General features: G+C 34.4%; 16 protein-coding genes. 13 read left to right on the forward strand and 3 right to left on the reverse strand.

Annotated elements, in window-relative coordinates:
* Positions 1 to 346: 346 nt before the first annotated feature.
* From JOC34_RS06625 to JOC34_RS06635, 3 genes are read right to left on the reverse strand one after another with little or no spacing between them, the layout of a single operon-like run.
* Positions 347 to 703: a cupin domain-containing protein gene (locus tag JOC34_RS06625; protein ID WP_205135976.1), complete on the reverse strand. Its 357-nt coding sequence runs from the start codon at positions 701 to 703 to the stop codon at positions 347 to 349.
* Positions 704 to 722: 19 nt separating this feature from the next.
* Positions 723 to 2,282: an autoinducer-2 kinase gene (lsrK, locus tag JOC34_RS06630; RefSeq protein ID WP_205136354.1), complete on the reverse strand. Its 1,560-nt coding sequence runs from the start codon at positions 2,280 to 2,282 to the stop codon at positions 723 to 725.
* Between the two features lie 22 nt (positions 2,283 to 2,304).
* Positions 2,305 to 3,228, reverse strand: a complete 924-nt coding sequence (locus JOC34_RS06635) for a sugar-binding transcriptional regulator (protein WP_205135977.1) — start codon at positions 3,226 to 3,228, stop codon at positions 2,305 to 2,307.
* A 359-nt stretch (positions 3,229 to 3,587) separates the two neighbouring features.
* On the opposite strand from JOC34_RS06635, the gene JOC34_RS06640 reads away from it, so the two are divergent.
* The 13 genes from JOC34_RS06640 (at position 3,588) to JOC34_RS06700 (ending at position 18,021) form a co-directional block, all read left to right on the forward strand.
* Positions 3,588 to 5,105, forward strand: a complete 1,518-nt coding sequence (locus JOC34_RS06640) for a sugar ABC transporter ATP-binding protein (RefSeq protein ID WP_205135978.1) — start codon at positions 3,588 to 3,590, stop codon at positions 5,103 to 5,105.
* A complete protein-coding gene (locus JOC34_RS06645) occupies positions 5,092 to 6,111 on the forward strand; it encodes an ABC transporter permease (RefSeq protein WP_205135979.1) in 1,020 nt (339 codons plus the stop codon). Before JOC34_RS06640 ends, JOC34_RS06645 begins: the two co-directional genes overlap by 14 nt.
* Positions 6,095 to 7,096 (forward strand): ABC transporter permease, encoded by a 1,002-nt coding sequence (locus JOC34_RS06650; protein WP_205135980.1) that lies wholly within the window; start codon positions 6,095 to 6,097, stop codon positions 7,094 to 7,096. Before JOC34_RS06645 ends, JOC34_RS06650 begins: the two co-directional genes overlap by 17 nt.
* Positions 7,097 to 7,102: 6 nt before the next feature.
* On the forward strand, positions 7,103 to 8,191 hold the full coding sequence (gene lsrB, locus JOC34_RS06655; RefSeq protein ID WP_205135981.1) for an autoinducer 2 ABC transporter substrate-binding protein LsrB: 1,089 nt from the start codon (positions 7,103 to 7,105) through the stop codon (positions 8,189 to 8,191).
* 24 nt (positions 8,192 to 8,215) lie between these two features.
* Positions 8,216 to 9,103 carry a 3-hydroxy-5-phosphonooxypentane-2,4-dione thiolase gene (gene lsrF / locus JOC34_RS06660; protein WP_205135982.1) on the forward strand — a complete coding sequence of 296 codons (888 nt, stop codon included), beginning with the start codon at positions 8,216 to 8,218 and terminating at the stop codon, positions 9,101 to 9,103.
* A gap of 91 nt (positions 9,104 to 9,194) precedes the next feature.
* Positions 9,195 to 9,704 carry a type 1 glutamine amidotransferase domain-containing protein gene (locus tag JOC34_RS06665; RefSeq protein WP_205135983.1) on the forward strand — a complete coding sequence of 170 codons (510 nt, stop codon included), beginning with the start codon at positions 9,195 to 9,197 and terminating at the stop codon, positions 9,702 to 9,704.
* 39 nt (positions 9,705 to 9,743) lie between these two features.
* Complete coding sequence (gene fba / locus JOC34_RS06670) at positions 9,744 to 10,604, forward strand: class II fructose-1,6-bisphosphate aldolase (RefSeq protein ID WP_205135984.1); 861 nt, start codon at positions 9,744 to 9,746, stop codon at positions 10,602 to 10,604.
* A gap of 877 nt (positions 10,605 to 11,481) precedes the next feature.
* Positions 11,482 to 11,898: a PTS sugar transporter subunit IIA gene (locus JOC34_RS06675; RefSeq protein WP_205135985.1), complete on the forward strand. Its 417-nt coding sequence runs from the start codon at positions 11,482 to 11,484 to the stop codon at positions 11,896 to 11,898.
* An 18-nt stretch (positions 11,899 to 11,916) separates the two neighbouring features.
* Positions 11,917 to 12,396, forward strand: coding sequence for a PTS sugar transporter subunit IIB (locus tag JOC34_RS06680; protein WP_205135986.1), 480 nt, complete (start codon positions 11,917 to 11,919; stop codon positions 12,394 to 12,396).
* A 15-nt stretch (positions 12,397 to 12,411) separates the two neighbouring features.
* On the forward strand, positions 12,412 to 13,197 hold the full coding sequence (locus JOC34_RS06685) for a PTS mannose/fructose/sorbose/N-acetylgalactosamine transporter subunit IIC (protein ID WP_338062648.1): 786 nt from the start codon (positions 12,412 to 12,414) through the stop codon (positions 13,195 to 13,197).
* Positions 13,181 to 14,041 (forward strand): PTS system mannose/fructose/sorbose family transporter subunit IID, encoded by an 861-nt coding sequence (locus tag JOC34_RS06690; protein ID WP_205135987.1) that lies wholly within the window; start codon positions 13,181 to 13,183, stop codon positions 14,039 to 14,041. The genes JOC34_RS06685 and JOC34_RS06690 overlap by 17 nt, the downstream gene beginning before the upstream one ends.
* Positions 14,042 to 14,081: 40 nt before the next feature.
* A complete protein-coding gene (locus JOC34_RS06695) occupies positions 14,082 to 15,158 on the forward strand; it encodes an SIS domain-containing protein (protein ID WP_205135988.1) in 1,077 nt (358 codons plus the stop codon).
* Between the two features lie 64 nt (positions 15,159 to 15,222).
* Complete coding sequence (locus JOC34_RS06700) at positions 15,223 to 18,021, forward strand: sigma 54-interacting transcriptional regulator (RefSeq protein WP_205135989.1); 2,799 nt, start codon at positions 15,223 to 15,225, stop codon at positions 18,019 to 18,021.
* Positions 18,022 to 18,124: the final 103 nt, after the last annotated feature.

Here is an 18,124-nt window from a genome sequence, read left to right on the forward strand (position 1 = left end):
TGATGACTTAAAGGAATCCGCCTTAGAGGATTTAAAATCTTCTTTATCAGATGATGAATATCTAAATTCTTCATGGGATATCACCTACATTTAGCGCAAAACATACGTTAAGCAAATTTCGACATAGAAGAACCATGTTTTCTATACATTAAGACCGTCAGAGGTGTAATAAAACCTATTATTCACCTTGAATATTAACAGATAAGGGAGTGTAAACTGGACTGCGAAGTAAGAGCTGTACGCTCTCTCACTTAAACGGTTCAGTTTACACTCCTATATTGAAATTTGTTTTTAAATAGTTTATTCAAGATAAGAATTTTTAATCATACAGTCAATACAACAATTATCATTTTTCATAAGGTTTATAATCTACTTCTACCTTATCTTGCTCTTGGTAAGGAGAAAGCATGAAAGCTGCTTTAAAGTTAACTTCCCCTTTATTAATTAGATAATGTACCTTTTTAGGTTCAACATGTATGAAATCGCCTTTTTTGCAATGAAATATTTCATTGGCAATATGAATTTCAATCTCGCCTTCAAGGATATAGAAATTCTCTTCCATTATATTATGATAATGTGCAGTAAAGTCTTGACCTGGTTTTAAAACGACGATTCCAAAATTCATTCTCGGTCCTTTTTGGAGGTACTTGGGACCACTATCACCAAAGCGATATTCTTTGTCTGCTTCATTAATAACAACCATTTAAACCACTCCTTTTTAGTTATAATCCTGGTGCAATCCACATATGTTCTGTGAGACCATTGTCGGAAATACTTAATTGTTCTTGATAAATATTTTTCCATTTATTATAGTATTTGTCGTAATCTGAACGATTTTCTTCTATTGGTTTAAAATCTTTTTCAAAACGAACAACTTTGGATATGGCATCATTGAAATCCTTATAGACTTTTGCTCCAATCCCAGCACATATTGCTGCACCTAATGCAGTGGATTCCTTTACCACGGGAACTTTTACGGGTTTATTCAAGACATCTGATACAATTTGGCACCAAAGATCACTTTTTGAAGCCCCGCCACCAAAAACAATGGATGTCGGTGATGTGTTAGTAATTTCATTTACTAGTTCAATATTTCCTCTTGTAGTGTATGCTGCATTTTCCATGATTGAACGATAAAAAGTTACTTTGTTAAATTGCTCAGAATCTATTTTAAAGTCTATAAAACTAGGTGCCGCATGCTTCCAATTAATATAGTTCATTTGATCTGAAAAAGTTCCAATTAAACCGTTACTTCCAGGAGGTACCAATAATGCTCTCGCTTCCATTTGTTCATAAACACTTTTTCCAGTTGACTTTTCTAAATGCTTTTCTAGTTCACAAAAACTGTCTCTGAACCATCGCATTACTAGACCTGGATAAAAAGCAATTGCTTCATATTGCCATGTTTGTGGCACAGCATGACAATTAACACGAACACGAGCACCTTCATCCATTTTTATTTCATTCGTAGTGTACTCATATTGCCAAAAGCTTCCGCCTAAGACCGCTGCATCACCATCATTGACTATCCCCATTCCGATACAGCCTAATTGAGCATCACCTCCACCGGCAACGACTAATGTATCTGTACTCAAGCCGGTTTTTTTTGCAATATCTTCAGTCACGTCGCCAATAATGGTACCGCTTTCATATGTGGCCGGATAAATATCTTGTCTTAGCCCTGATTTTCTGGCTGATTCCAAATCCCATTCACGATTCTTGAGATTAAATAGTCCGGTTGTACATCCATTGGAAGGCTCGACAGAAATTATATTGGACAACTTATAAGTGATCCAGTCATTAAGCATTGAAACGTATTCAACGCGATCATAAGTTTCAGGCATGTTATTCTTCACCCACAAAATTCTAGGGATTGCCCCTAATGAAAATGTCTGACCAGAAACTTGGTAAATTTCATTTTCTAGGTTTGGCTGTGTTTGATATAAATTAGATACTTCATCATCAGATCTAGAATCTACGTTTGAACAGGCCCAAACTTCTTTGCCGTTTTTATCGTAAAGTACAATCGCCTCTCTCATACTTGTGGTAGATATAGCTAGAATATCTTTAGAATCAACTTTACTTTTTATAATTGTCTTTTTAATTAGATTTATAATAATTTCTAAATTTATATCAATATCAAAATCCATTGCCCCAGGATAACGGCTATCTTCTTTATGTGTCCACTCGGAACTAGAAGAGGCAATTTCACTCCCTGAAGTGTTAAATAAAATTGCCCGAACACTTCCAGTACCAGCATCAATTGCCATCAAGTATTTAATCATTAAAATCATCCTTTCTGAATTAATATTGATTCAGTAGACTATTAGCAGCAATTTCGTCAGTAATTAGAACATCGATATAGCCCCCTTTTAAGGCACCAACTAATGCCTCTCTTTTATCGTCACCTCCAGCAACTGCGACTACATGATTAAGTGATTTTAATAGATTAATGTCTGTGCTAATGAGTTCTTTATGCAAATCAAGTTCAATTAAATTGCCATTAATGTCATAAAATTGACTTAATAAATCACCTACAGCTCCTTTTGACTTCAGAATTTCCATATCCCCCCTTGTTAACAATCCTTCCTTAATTAAAGTAGCCCGTTCATTCAATGCTCCTACACCAATGATAGTCATATTAGAGTGGGGAATTAAATTGAAAATGTCAATGACGGGTTTTTCCTTTTTAATTTGTGAAGCAAGCGCTTCTGATGAAACCCTCAAAGGGGAAGGGAGGATAAAGTGACTGTAATTAGGGTTTGTATAGTAATCTGACTGATGGTCAATTGCAGTTGGCATATAAAATTTAACTCCGCCAGATAGGGAAACGAATGACACATTATATTTTGTAGAGATGTTTAATCTGCCTAAGGTTCTTGAAACAGTTTCGCCATAGCCTATGTTGATCATTGTATCGGCCGTTATTCTATCTTCAATATATTGAGCAGCTGCTGTTGTGAGACTGTACATATAATTGTTAGAAGAAGGAATGATGTAAACGTCTTTTAATTTAAACATTTCAATTAGTTTGTTTTGAAAGCTTTTAGTGGTTAAGTCTTCGATGTTAATCTTAAACTCTATAATATTTTCGCTTTTAGCTTTTTCTAGGTATTTAACCACCTTCATTCTGGAAATATTTAGCTCTTTAGCTATTTCCGTTTGGGTCGATCCTTCATTATAGTATTTCCAAGCTATTTTCACTGTAGTGTCTTTTTCGTAATCCATATTTGTCCCTCAGTTCCTAAAATTATTCTTTACAATGATAATCATAACAAAAGATTTGAGAATAAACAATTGTTTTATTTAAAAGATATTTTAAATAGAATAATATATCCTATATTAGAGTTTTAAAATATTTTTTTAAAGTCATAAAACAATTTAAGTACTGTTTTATTAGGTTTTAAGGTGGGATATCTGCTAACCTTAAAATATTAGAAAATATCAATAGTTTAAAACAAATTATGCTTGATTAATAAAATGTTTTAAGTTATAGTTAGGATATGGATGAAGTAAGCGTTTTCAATCGATGTAATTTTGTCTAAAAATAATCACTTAAATATATGTTACTGAGAGGTGATTTCACAATGAAAGTGAAGAACACAGAAAATCTCGTTAGTTTAGAAAACGTTTTTAAGAGTTTTAATCAAAACAAAGTATTAAAAGGTGTTTCCCTAGATCTGAACAAATACGAAGTTATATCCATCATTGGCGGTAATGGGGCAGGTAAAAGCACTTTGATGAAGATTTTGACAGGCGTGTATTCAGTTGATAATGGGTTTGTAAAAATTAAAGGTAAAGAAATGCAAAACCATACGCCATCAATAGCACTTGAGATAGGAATATATCTTGTGCCACAAGAACCGCTATTATTTCCAAATATGACTGTAGAACAAAATATTAATTTTGGATATGACAAACCTAAACATGTAATTCGAGAAGAAGCCAAGCGGATTTGCTCTGAGTTAGATTGGGAAATTGATTTAAGCAGAATGGCAGCTAGTCTTACGATCGCTGAGCAACAGCAACTTGAGATTATAAAAGGATTAGTAAGACAGGCAAAAATTCTTGTTTTGGATGAACCGACCTCAGCCTTGACTTTTTCTGAAACAAAATCTTTGTTTACCGTTATTGAAAAATTAAAGAAGGAAGGTGTAGGCATATTTTACATTACGCACAGGCTTGATGAAGTCTTTGAAATCTCTACTCACGCTGTTATTTTAAGAGATGGGAAAGTCACTTTAAAAGAGGAAATAGAAGATGTTACCAAAGATATGTTAATTCAAGGCTTACTGCCTGATGGTAGCGATACAGGTTATAGTTCTACCTACGAAAAAAACTATGTTGATCATACTGGTAAGCCACCGGTACTGAAAGTTGAAAACCTTACAGGTGACGGTTTCCGAGATATTAACTTTGAAGTTTATCAAGGAGAAGTAGTTGGTCTGGCAGGACTTGTAGGAGCTGGGAGAACAGAGATTGCCGAAGCTATTTACGGGATTACATCAAGTCATTCCGGAAAAGTAAAGCTTGGTGATAAAGATATTACACATATGGGTATTAATGAGACAGTGGGTAATGGGCTTTCATATATTCCTGAGGATCGTTTTTTACATGGAATTTTTTCAATCGGATCGGTTAAAAATAATTTAACGGCACAGATTTTAAAGAATCAAGGCTTCTTTGTAAATCGGAAAGAAGAAAAAATAGTTACTAAGAAATATGTTGAAAGATTACGCATTAAGCTAGCTGATACAGAACAGGAAATTAAGTCTTTATCCGGTGGTAATCAGCAAAAAGTTGTTATTTCTAGAATCTTATCGACAAATCCTCACTTGATTATCATGGATGAACCTACACGAGGAATTGACGCGGCAGCCAGAAGTGATATTTACTCTATTATTACGGACTTAAAGAATATAGGCTTCTCAATATTACTGATATCCTCAGATCTTGAAGAAATTGAGTTGATTAGTAATCGAATTTACGGTATCTACCGAGGTGTTTGCAATGCTCATTTAGGGCCAGAAGAAATAAATGCCACCAATGTTATGAAGGCAGCTTTTGGAACCTATGAAAGAAGTGATTCTCATGTCAAAGCTTAAAGCGATAACAAAAAAAAGGGAATTTAGAACATTTTTGTTTCTAGTTATCATATTTGTGATTGTTGGTATGGTTAATTCTGAATTTTTATCAATCAACAACCTGCAAAACTCATTGAAAAGTAGTTTGTTATATATTGTATTAGCAATTGGCCTAACTTTCGTGCTTTTAACTGGGAATATAGACATTTCTGTTGGTGGAACCTTGGGATTAAGTGCTGCTGTAAGCGGTTTAATTCTAAAAAATGGCGGTAGTATAATCGTGGCCATTCTAGTTGCTGTTTTAATAGGTGCTCTAATTGGGTTTATTAATGGTATAGGTGTTGCAAAACTGAATATATCCTCTTTTATAATGACACTTGGGATGCTAGAAATCACCAGGGTAATACAAGTGATTTATACGAAGGGTCAATGGGTTGAAAACTTACCCACTACTTTTAAACAAATTTCTCAAGTTAAAATATTTGGTCTCAATCTATTGATTATTATTGTTGCTATCGGCGTTATACTTGTTCAAATGTACCTTTCTAAGAGTGAAAAAGGGCGTTATTTCTCCGCGATTGGTGATAATACAGATGGTGCGATCTTGCTAGGAGTTCCTGTTCAACGCTATAAAATCTATTCATTTGTTATTTCAGGCATTTGTGCTGCAATTGCTGGTCTCATATTTGCCAGTCAAATAGGATTTATATCAACTACAGCCGGGATGGGTATTGAAATGACGGTAATAGCTTCCGCGGTTTTAGGCGGTGTTTCCTTAAGTGGAGGTGTTGGAACAGTAGTTGGTGCGTCAATTGGTGCAGTTATTATGATATCTATTAACTCTGCTCTTGTATATATGAAAATACCGGCTTTTTGGAATGACGCGATATCAGGATCTCTACTCATCACAATTGTTGTTGCAGATGCTTTAATGGCAAGACGTTCTAATAAAAATATCAAGAAGGAAAGATTACGAGCTAGAGTTTTAAAGCCAGAGGAGGTGGTGACCCATGCACATGCTAAGTAAAATTCCGAAATGGAACCTTGCCTTAGTTCTGGTTTTAGTTTCAGAAGTGATTATATTTGGATTGATTAATCCAAGGTTTTGGAATGTATCTATTTTACTGGGTAGCTTTAATGATTTTATTGGTATTGCAGTTATCGGTTTTTTCGTAACATTCGTTATGATTACTGGTGGAATTGATATATCGGGTGGATCCATTATAGGTTTAACATCGGTGGTTGTGGGCATATTATCTCAAGTTGTCGGTATTAATATATGGCTGTCAATTTTACTTGCTCTAGTAGTTGCCGGACTATGTGGACTACTAAATGGTATTTTAATAGCCTATGGACGTGTTCAAGCTATGGTTATTACTTTGGGTGGCATGCTGTTGTATAGCGGTATTGCAGTCGTGATAGTTGGATTATCAGGAGTGAGTGCTTCTGAAGGGATTTCAGGATTTTCACAAAGTTTTAGTACAATTGCTTATGGTTCAGTGATGGGCATTCCCAACTCGGTTATTTTGTTTGTTGTGTTACTGATCATTGCATATATATTGCTCCATTTATCCAAATATGGGCGTTATATATTTCTTACAGGAATAAATCAAGAAGCTGCAGAATACGCAGGAATTAATACAAAGCTTGTTATCTTGAGCACGTATGTCCTATCAGGATTGAGTGCTGGGTTTGCCGGGATAATGCTCACATCTTATTTAGGGAGTGCTAGAGCAGATTTCGGTGGGGAATATTTAATGCCAATCTTAACCGTAGTTGTTTTAGGTGGAACACTAATAACGGGTGGTAAGGGGGGTGTTATTGGAACAGCATTAGCGAGTATTATTGTTGGTTTTCTTCAAATAGGAATGCAAATGGGAGGTTTATCAACACAGTACATTGGTTTGGCAACAGGGTTGTTATTAATTATTTCGGTTGCAATATTGAGTGTGTCCGACGAATTTAAAAGCAATGTAAAAAGAATTGTAAGACTTAAATCCTACAAGGGGTGAAATAAAATGAAAAAAGCTAGGTTTCTTCTATTAATTATTGGAGTGTTTCTGATGTTTTCATTATTGGTTGCGTGTGGTGGAGAAGATGAGTCAAGTTCAGGTAAGAATGGCAATGGTAGTGAGGAAGAAGGGGCTAGTGATATTGAAGTCGTCTTCATTCCGAAGATGACAGGAAATGCTTTTTTTGAATCTGGTAATGATGGTGCTCAAAAGATGGCTGATGAAATAGGATTTAAGGTTAAATATGATGGTTCGCCAGAAGGTACTGTTGCAAATCAAGTTCAGGTTATCAATAGTGCAATCAGTAGCGGCGCTGATGCGATTGCAATTTCATCCGTTTCTTCCGATGGTTTGAATCAAGCTTTGAAAAAAGCACTTGATGCAGGTGTTAAAGTGGTAACGTGGGATTCTGACGTTGAGCCTGAATATAGGTCATATTATATAAACCAAGGGACACCAGAAATTCTCGGGAAAATGCTAGTGGATATGGCAGCTGAACAGATGGAAGATCCAGATGATAAAAATGAAGTTGCGTGGTTTTACTCGAGTCCCACTGTTCCGGATCAAAATGCTTGGGTAGATTCTGCTGAGAAGTATATTGAAGAGAAATTTCCAGAGTGGGAAATTGTTACAAAGCAGTATGGAGAAGGTGATGAACAGAAATCACTACAAACTGGAGAAAGTATCATTGAATCCTACCCTGATTTGGATGCTGTCATTGCCCCAGATTCAACGGCACTTCCTGCAATGGCACAAGCAGCTGAAAACAAAAACTTGGACGCAGCTGATTTGATAATAACAGGGTTTGCATCACCAAACTCTATGAGGGGTTTCATAGAAAATGGAACGATTAAAAACCATGGTTTATGGGATGTCCAAGAACAAGGTGCTCTTGCAGTTTATATAGCATATCATCTTGCTCAAGGTAACGAACTTGAAGTTGGAGATACTCTGGATGTTCCTACACTTGGTGAGATTGAAGTTGAACCTAATACTATTCAAGGCTATGATTATACATCTGATGATTCTGGTATCATTGTATTACCAGAAAGAATTGTATTCACAAAAGAAAATACTGATGATTACGACTTTTAAAATATCATAAAAGGAGAGATTTAGATGGCTGACATTGAAGGAATGAAAGATGCAAAACAATTTGCTCAGGATGTAGAATTTTCAAGTAGTGGTAATTTTCATGTGAAAGGCGCTGCAAATTTAGACTGGGGAATGAAAGATAGATTATCAAGGATTTTTAGACCGGATACCGGGAAAACAGTTATGTTGGCTTTTGATCATGGCTACTTTATGGGGCCAACATCCGGACTTGAAAGACTAGATTTGTTAATTCCTGATTTAGCAGAACATGCTGATTGCTTAATGGGAACGCGTGGTGCTATTAGAACTAGTGCGCCAGCTAACTATAATAAATCAATTGCTTTGCGTGTTTCATCTGGATCTAGTGTATTACAAGATGATTTAAGTAAAGAATCTCTTGTTGTTAGTATGGAAGATGCTATTAAAATGAATGCAAGTGCAGTGGCAGTTCAAACGTTCATTGGTGCGGACGGACAAAAAGAAACAATTGAAGCCTTGAATCAGGCTGTCAATTTGGGTTCTCGATACTCTATTCCAACCATGGGCGTTGTAGCGGTTGGTAAAGAAATGGAACGTACAACAAGATTTTTCTTACTTGCTACAAGAATGCTTGCCGAGTTTGGTGTACAGATTGTAAAAACTTATTACTGTGATGACTTTGAAAAAGTAGCATCAACCACTCCGGTACCTTTAGTTGTAGCTGGTGGAAAGAAAGTTCCAGAAAAAGATGCGTTAACATTAGCTTCTAATTCGATTCGGAGTGGTGCAGCTGGTGTTGATATGGGACGCAATATTTTCCAATCGGAAAATCCTAAAGCTATGATTCAGGCAGTTAATAAAGTCGTTCATGAAGGAATGTCTGATAAAGAAGCTTATGAATTTTATCTTCACTTAGCAAACCCAGAAAAGTAGAATGTTACACGAAAGAAGCTTTTTGTTGGAATAAAGCTTCTAGTTAGTAGGAGCTTTATTTTAAACGTTAACTTTACAAAGGAGATGTATTATGGCTAAAGTCGCATTTCTATTAGATGGTCAATTTGAGGATTCTGAAATGAAAAATCCATATAATGCTTTGAAAGGAGAAGGACATGAGGTTGTTATTGTAGGGAATGAGAAGGGCCTATTATGTGAGGGGAAAAATAAAGAAGTATCTTACTATACTGAGTTGTCAAGTCAAGATGCAATAAAAGAAAATTTTGATGCTGTAGTTATACCTGGTGGTGCAGCTCCAGAGGGTCTGCGAGTTAAAGATACAACTGTTGAGTTTGTTAAAAAATTGAATAAACAATCAAAATTAATTGCCGGAATATGTCATGGTCCGCAAGTGTTGATTAGCGCCGATATTATAGAAGGAAAAACATTGACCTGTTTTAAAGGAATTCGTGATGATGTTATTAACGCTGGTGCACATTATGTGGATCAAGAAGTAGTTCACAGTGATAACATTATTACATCAAGAACACCTATAGACGAGCCTGCATTCATAAAGGGAATTTTAGACCAACTGATATAAAGACAATTTTTTATGTCATACACATGAGAGGGGGATTTTATGGGGTTTGTTCCAGTTACAGAAATGCTTAGAGAAGCTTTAAAAGGTCAATATGCTATAGGACACTTTGATATTCATAATATCGAATGGACACAAGCCGTGTTATGTGGTGCAGAGGAAATGAATTCACCCGTTATTTTGGGGGTAACAGAAGATGCAGTTAATTATTTTCAAGGATATTCAGTCGTAAAGAATACTGCATTATCACTAATGCAAGAGCTGAATATTACTGTCCCAGTAGCGTTGCATTTAGATCATGGTTCTAGTGTTGAAAGTTGTATCGCTGCGATTGATGCAGGTTTTTCATCAGTTATGATTGATGCTTCAACTCTGCCTCTTGAAGAAAATATAAAAATAACAAAACAAGTTGTAGAATATGCCCATGTACTAGATGTATCAGTCGAAGCAGAAATCGGTAGTATAGGTGGCGAGGAAGGGAGCGTAATATCGGAAGGGCCCGTTTACACAGATTTAAATGAATGTATTGAGATAAAAAATAATACAAATATTGATACCCTCGCACCTGCATTAGGGTCTGCTCATGGATTATATAAAGGTAAACCCAAAATTGACTTTGAAAAAATGAGAGACATTAGTTCATCACTTAAAATCCCGTTGGTTCTTCATGGTGCATCAGGTTTAAGTGAAAGGCAAATACAAGAAGCCATCCAATCGGGAACCGCAAAAATTAATGTAAATGCGGATAACCACGTTGCATTTACAAAAGCGATAAGGAAAGTTCTAGATGAAGATAGTGAACTTTATAATACAATGGACTATTTAAAGGATGGAAAAGAAGCGGTAAAGCAAACAGTTATTGAAAAAATAAAAATGTTTGGATCTAGTGGAAAGGCAAAATGACACTCTTTTACTAGAAAATATTTTTGACTTTATCGACTCTATTGTTACTCTTATAGGTTAATTATAATCACATAAATAAATTCCTGTAGATTGGACTAAATCTGGAGGAATTTATTTTTTATAGCTTCTTTACAATGCATAAACCTTGGCCTAATTATAGTTAATGAACAAGGTATTTTGCTTAAAGGAAAACATGAAAAGTATGGAGGAAATATAGTACGACTCGTTGAAAAAGAATTGTGGAGAGAAAGTTAAATTTTACTGTTAAACAGTGATTACTTTCTATTGATATAGAGGAACCACTGCTACAGTCCTCAAGTTTCCAGATTTCCATACCAAGATGAGAAGTAAGGTAAAAAACATATAACCTGTTCTAACTTTATAATATATTTAAGTTTTTCTTTACATAAAAGTCGTTCGTCCTGACAAACTAGATTGTCATTGGAAGAATGGCTTTTTGTTTTGGTAATGAATTGTTTAAGAACTAAGCTAGTCTAGCTAATAAAGATTTGATGGCATGACAAAAAACAAGGTAAATACCTTTTAAAATGTATATTTATAAGTGACGTAAACTAAGCCTTATTAAATGCAAAGGGGGATATTATTCCGTGTCTTTATACATTTGACACACGATAAGTTTCTACTTAAAATTTCAAACCATGCACATTGACTGTTGTAAACATCGATTTTTGTTAATTAGTCATTTTTTTGACAGTATAACTTGTCATAAATAAAATCCATATTACTAGTGTCAATAGGGGCAAGGAAGCACAAAACGATATTTGAAAACAGTATCTATTCAGCAATATAAAAAATGACACTAATTTGGCATGGATTTTGCATATTAAAAAAGCAATAGATTAAAAGGAGGTCTAAAATGATAAATTTTGTATTCGCTAGTCATGGAAGATTAGCGGAAGGGGTCAAGAACGCGGCAGAAATTATTTTGGGTGTCACCAATAATCTAAGTGTAATATCTGCATATATAAACAATGATAGTGATCTTCCGAAGGATGTAGAAGATATCATTGATAAAATGAAGAAGGGGGGAACCTGGGTTGTAGTAACGGATATATTCGGAGGTAGTGTAAATAACGAATTTATGCAGTATCTAAATGATGCAGAATTTATGCTTATTTCAGGATTAAATCTTGGTATGGCTTTAGAATTATTATGCATGTCGGATAAAGACGTTAATACTGACTACATTAGAAAAATTGTATCTAACGTAAAAGAAAATATTCAGCTTTGTAATGATTTATTAGAGGAAAATAAGGAAGATGAACATTTCTAACTTAATGGAGGTATTAAGATGATTAAATTGATGAGAGTTGATCACAGATTGTTACATGGACAAGTAGCTATCTCCTGGACCAAAAACTTAGATGTTGATTGCATTCTAATTGCTAATAATGATGTTCCGGTAAATGATCTTCGTAAAACCACCCTTAAAATGGCTAAACCGCAAGAAGTAAAATTAGTAATTAAGAATATTGAGGATTCGATCCAGGCTATTAAAAGTGGTGTAACGGATAAATATAAATTATTTATTGTCGTAGAGTCAATTGAAGATGCTTACAGACTGGGAAGTAAATGCGATGGTATAACTCAAATTAATCTAGGCGGTACAAAGAAAAATGATGATACGCATAGTATTTCTAAATTGATAAACGTAACTGATAAAGATCAAGAATTACTACAAAAACTCATTAGTAAGGATATTGAGTTAGAAATTCGTCCGGTACCGAGTGATAAAAAAATAAATGTTAGTAAAATCCTTAATAAAAAATAGTGGGAGGTAAGCTTTGTGGAGATAGCACTACTATTATTCGTTGCGACTTTTTTGATGGGCGTGTTTGATTTATTTGCGGGTCGAAATATGTTTAACCGTCCAATCTTAACAGGAACAATAGTCGGTCTTATTCTGGGTGATGTTACACAGGGTGTTATTATTGGCGCAACACTTGAACTAGCCTTTATCGGATTGTTTGCGGTTGGTGCAGCCATACCACCCGAGATTCTGTCAGGTGGTGTCTTGGGAACAGCATTTGCGATTACATCTGGAAACGGTGCTGAAACAGCGCTGTTATTGGCTTTTCCCATTGCATCTGTAGCGCTTATTTTTAAAAATATCCATTTTATCCTAATATCACCGATGTTCTTACACAAAGCCGATAATTATGCTGTTAAAGGATCCTTTAAAGGTGTGGCATCGATGCATATACTCGCTGGGTTAATTCAAATATTTATTTTGGCATTAATTGTAGGCGTTTCTTTTTCAGTAGGTAGCACAGCCATAACAAATATCCTGGATAAAATCCCGGATTTTGTACAAACAGGATTAGAAGTAGCAACAAAAATATTGCCGGCATTAGGATTTGCTTTACTTGGTCGCATGTTAATCAATAAGCGTGTAGTACCATATTTCTTTATTGGTTTTGTCCTAGTATCATATTTATCGCTACCGGTTGTCGGAATAGCAATTATTGGTGCAATGATTGCTATTATCATGGTTGATCTAGATAATCGTAATAAACAAGTACCAATTCAACCGGGAGAACAAGGAGGTATTGCTGATGACGATGACTTCTAATAATGTTGAGAAAAATGAGATGAATAATGACAAAGATATTTCTAAGACACTTTTAAATAAATTGTTTTTACGTTCCTTGACTTTGGAGGCTTCATTTAACTATGAACGCCAACAAGGTTTAGGATATGCCTTTACAATGGCTCCCGTTTTAAAAAAATTATATAAAAAGGATACTGAAAGAACAGAGGCAATACAGCGTCACTTGGAATTTTTTAATGCTACACCTTATATATCACAGTTTATTATCGGAGTTTCAGCCGCCATGGAAAAAGAGAATGCGCAGAATGAAGATTTTGATACTAGCTCCATTCTTAGTGTTAAAGCTTCATTAATGGGGCCATTAGCAGGCATAGGTGATTCATTATATTGGGGTACAATCCGATTAATTGCAACCGGAATCGGAACTTCTATGGCACTACAAGGGAATATTTTAGGGCCAATATTGTTTTTCTTAATGTTTAATATACCAACCTTTATATTATCATATTTTTACATGCATATTGGGTATAAAGTGGGGACTGGATTTTTAAGTAAACTTGCTTCCAGCGGTGCTATGGATAAATTAACTTATGGTGCATCAATACTGGGTTTATTAGTTATTGGTGGCATGAGCGCTTCCATGATAAATACGTATGTACCTCTAAAAATAGGAAGCGGAGAAGGGGCTACGGCTGTACAGGATGTCCTAAACCAAATCATGCCCGGGTTATTACCGCTTGGGATATTCTGGTTGATATTTTGGCTGTTGGGAAAAGGGGCCAAAACAACAACCATTCTAATTGGGATATTTATTATAGGAATACTATCTGCATGGATAGGAATTTTGGGTGTGGAATCTTCGTGATTTGGCATACTCTTAGAACAAAAAATGGAGGGTTTTATTAATGAATACTATGTTGGATTATATAAATCAACAGCAGCGCGTTTTGGAAGATATATTAATTAATAAAAACACTAATCTTAATAACTTCACTAGTATTGTAAAAAAGACAAAGACGAAAAGATGGTTAGTGTTAGCAACAGGTTCTTCTTATAACTCTGTATTATGCGCTAAAATGTATATCGAAAAAGTTTCTAAAGTAAGTATAGAAATAAAAGAACCATATAATTTTTATGAGTATGAGAATATATCAGAAGATATTGACTTAATCATCGCTGTATCCCAAAGGGGAACAAGTACATCAACCATTGACGCGGTTGAAAGGGTTAATAAAGTTAGTAAAGTACCATTAGTTATTTTGACTTCTATAATGGACAGCCCAATCACTAAATTAAACGATAATATAGTGGATATCGGGTGCGGTGTTGAAACGGTTGGTTATTCTACTAAGGGTGTAACGGCAACCATATTAACCTTAATGATCATGGGTATAGAAACTGCTAGGTCAAAAGATCTGTTATTTGAAAATCAAATAGGAGATGAATATACTAAGCTTACAAAAATGGTATCTAAAATACCAAGTATAATTAAGAAAACGATTCAATTTTATCATAATAATAAAGCCCGTTTGGACGCATCGGAGCGAATCTCACCATTAGGTTATGGTCCAAATGTCGGTACCGTAAGAGAAGCGGAAACTAAATTTACTGAAACAGTACGTGTTCCAAGTCAGGGATTGGAAATAGAGGCGTATATGCACGGTCCTATCTTTGAGCTCCATAAAAATAGCACATTATTTTTTACAGAAGTGGTTAACGCAAAGCCATATGAACGTTCAAGAAAGCTAGAAATGTTTGTAAGCAGACACTGTGATAATATATTTACGATTACAACTAATAAAAAAACGGGCAGTAAGCACGAATTATCCTTGGAAATTGTTGTTGATGAACTTCTATCTCCTTTATTACTTGTAATCCCATATCAATTATTTTCATTTTTAATCAGTAAAGCTAAAGGGATAGATTTATCCATACCTGTTTATACAAACTTTAAAGAGGTAATGCAAAGTAAAGTAGAATAAAATTAAGAAACGGAGGGTTATGCCTTCGTTTCTTATATAATCAAAATGAGAGGTGAACAATGATATGAGTACAAAGGGTGATATATATCAATATATAAAAAGTTTAACCTTTTCATTTGATGACATGGATAATATTGCAAACTTTACTGCAAGCAACATAGCTAAAAATTTTAATATAAAACGAAATACAGCAAGTCTATATCTAAATCAATTAGTTGAGACTGAAAAAGTAATGAAAATTAATAGTAGACCAGTCTATTTTATTAACATGGATCGCTTTATTTTTGACGAACCAGGAAAAACAACGGTAACATTCGAAAGTGTTGAGGAATTAAGAAACTCTTTACCAGAGTTCAAACTTAACGCACCAGAATTAACAGATCCATTCAGCACTCTAATTGGTGCAGAAGGCTCACTAGAAAAGGTTATTGAGCAGATTAAAACTGCTTTATTCTACCCCAATGGGGGGATCCCCATTTTCTTAAATGGTCCTACAGGTGTCGGAAAAAGTTTTATGGCCAAACTAATGTATCAATTCTGTATCGAAAATCAGCTTATAGAGAAGCACGCCCCTTTTGTCACTTTGAATTGTTCACAGTATGCGAATAATCCTGAATTGCTATCCAGTAATTTATTTGGATATGTCAAAGGGGCATTCACTGGGGCAGACTTTGACAAGAAGGGTTTGTTTGAAGAGGCAGATAAAGGTATTCTCTTTCTTGATGAGGTTCATCGTTTGAGTGCAGAAGGACAAGAAAAGTTATTTACGTATTTAGACAGTGGTAACATATATCGTGTTGGTGAAACAAGCAAAGGGAGAAAAGTTTCCGTAAGATTGATACTTGCTACTACAGAAGATATTTCAACCCAATTTCTTGAAACTTTTATTCGCAGAATCCCGATTAAAGTAAGTATTCCTGCATTATCAAATCGTTCAAATTATGAAAAGGAACAGTTCGTCATAAACTTTTTAATTGATGAGGCTAAAGAAATAAACAAAGATATTGAGGTTTCTCCTAGTAGCAGAAGATTACTTCTTAATTATACTTATAAGGGTAATGTAGGAGAGCTGCTGAATTTAGTAAAGTATCTAGTAGCCACATCCTATTTTAAAAATAGAGACAGTAAAACAGTACAGGTAACGTTACATGATTTTCCTGAAAATATTCTCGAAAGCGTAGATAAATTGACAAATATACAATTTCAAGTAGAAAATAAATTATTTATCAAAAAGGATACGGACTATAAGAGCTTTCTTTTAGATAATAATTCTACCGATCAATATTACCAAGTGTACAGTAGCATTTTAAATGAATTTAGTGGATATATGAGTGGCATTTTAAATAAGGATATGTTTGAACAGAATGTCTTTAAAGAAATTGAAATGTTTTTTGACAACATTATATTTAATGAAGGAAGTAAAAGTAATATATCCCCAATAATGGAATTTATAACAATAAAGATGTATGAAATCTTTCAAATTATAGAGACCTCCTACAACATACGTTTTAATGGTAGTACTATATACGCTATTAGTTGCTACTTGTTTTTAAAAGGAAATCAGAGAAAGATCCAGTCGGAACAAAAAGAGTTATTGAACAAGCTTTATGAATATGTCAAATACCAATACAAGAGTGCCCATCGTCTAGGAACAAAGTTAAGTAAATTAATTGAAAATAAAATTGATGTTGCAATCACTGAAACAGAACAAATAATATTAGACCTCTATCTTGAAAGTAAGGCAACATATCATGGGAATTATAATATTAAAGCTGTGATTTTAGCACATGGATATGCAACCGCCAGTAGTATAGCTAACGTAGCAAACCGAATGCTTGGTAGCAATATTTTTGAAGCATTTGATATGCCTTTGAATACTACGCCGGAGAAGATCACAGCTAATGTCCTTGAGTATATTGAACAGAATGAGATTCCAGAAGGTTTAATGATTTTGGTAGATATGGGTTCATTAAAGGATATTAATAAGCTATTTAAAAAGAATGTTAAGGTTCCGCTTTCAATAGTTAATAATGTTACTACTCAAATGGCTATAGTAGTGGGCGAAAAAATAAAGCAGAATATACCTTTAGGGGATATTTTAAAAAAGGTTGAAACCAGTATGTTGACAGAATATAAGCTAATTTATCCCGAATCAAATAAAAAAAAGGCTATAGTGACAGCATGTTTTACCGGTATGGGAACAGCGATGCAAATTCAGCAACTTTTAGTTAAAAGTATACCTAGTGACTTAGAAATAAATGTTATTGCAAAGGATTTTAGACAAATCAAGGAAAATGGATTAGAAGATGCCGTCTTTAAAATGTATGATGTACTGGCTATAATTGGTACTGCTGATCCGGAAATAGATAAATATCAATACATTTCGTTAGAAGAGCTGATATCAGGTAAAGGAGAACAATTGCTATCTGAAGCATTGGGGAAAGAAGGCAGCAGAAGTGAAGTGGAAAATATTAATAATAATATTGTAAAAAACTTTTCACTAAAACAGGTTATTGGATCATTAACGATATTGGATACGAACAGGGTAATTGAGCATGTAAATGACAGTATCTCCAGCTTAGAGATTCTGCTAAATACATTATTATCTAATGATAAAAAGATATCTCTTTACATTCACATTAGTTGCTTGATTGAACGCTTGATACGTAAAGAGCCAATTGAAACTTATTTGGATTTAGAGGATTTTATTAAAATAAATGAAAAGGAAATTTCAATGATAAAGAAAGGTCTTAATAATATTGAGAAAATTTATGGGGTAGAAATCCCAACTTCTGAGTTAGCCTATATATATGACATTTTAACTTTTGAAACCAATCAGAATAAGAAGGAAGATTCTTTTTAAACTATTCAATGTAAAATTGCTAAATTATCTGTTTAGGAGCCATTGTATATGGTGGCTCACTGATAGAGAATAACCCTAGCGAAAGTTGGGGTAACCACCAAAG

The organism is Virgibacillus halotolerans (assembly GCF_016908515.1).
Taxonomy (GTDB): Bacteria; Bacillota; Bacilli; order Bacillales; family Amphibacillaceae; genus Virgibacillus_M; species Virgibacillus_M halotolerans.

Bases quoted from the DNA above. Each gene is read 5' to 3' on its own strand.
- JOC34_RS06625 (WP_205135976.1), bottom strand. From the start codon at position 703: ATGGTTGTTATTAATGAAGCAGACAAAGAATATCGCTTTGGTGATAGT.
- JOC34_RS06635 (WP_205135977.1), bottom strand. From the start codon at position 3,228: ATGGATTACGAAAAAGACACTACAGTGAAAATAGCTTGGAAATACTAT.
- JOC34_RS06640 (WP_205135978.1), top strand. From the start codon at position 3,588: ATGAAAGTGAAGAACACAGAAAATCTCGTTAGTTTAGAAAACGTTTTT.
- JOC34_RS06645 (WP_205135979.1), top strand. From the start codon at position 5,092: ATGTCAAAGCTTAAAGCGATAACAAAAAAAAGGGAATTTAGAACATTT.
- JOC34_RS06650 (WP_205135980.1), top strand. From the start codon at position 6,095: ATGCACATGCTAAGTAAAATTCCGAAATGGAACCTTGCCTTAGTTCTG.
- lsrB (WP_205135981.1), top strand. From the start codon at position 7,103: ATGAAAAAAGCTAGGTTTCTTCTATTAATTATTGGAGTGTTTCTGATG.
- lsrF (WP_205135982.1), top strand. From the start codon at position 8,216: ATGGCTGACATTGAAGGAATGAAAGATGCAAAACAATTTGCTCAGGAT.
- JOC34_RS06665 (WP_205135983.1), top strand. From the start codon at position 9,195: ATGGCTAAAGTCGCATTTCTATTAGATGGTCAATTTGAGGATTCTGAA.
- fba (WP_205135984.1), top strand. From the start codon at position 9,744: ATGGGGTTTGTTCCAGTTACAGAAATGCTTAGAGAAGCTTTAAAAGGT.
- JOC34_RS06675 (WP_205135985.1), top strand. From the start codon at position 11,482: ATGATAAATTTTGTATTCGCTAGTCATGGAAGATTAGCGGAAGGGGTC.
- JOC34_RS06680 (WP_205135986.1), top strand. From the start codon at position 11,917: ATGATTAAATTGATGAGAGTTGATCACAGATTGTTACATGGACAAGTA.
- JOC34_RS06690 (WP_205135987.1), top strand. From the start codon at position 13,181: ATGACGATGACTTCTAATAATGTTGAGAAAAATGAGATGAATAATGAC.
- JOC34_RS06695 (WP_205135988.1), top strand. From the start codon at position 14,082: ATGAATACTATGTTGGATTATATAAATCAACAGCAGCGCGTTTTGGAA.
- JOC34_RS06700 (WP_205135989.1), top strand. From the start codon at position 15,223: ATGAGTACAAAGGGTGATATATATCAATATATAAAAAGTTTAACCTTT.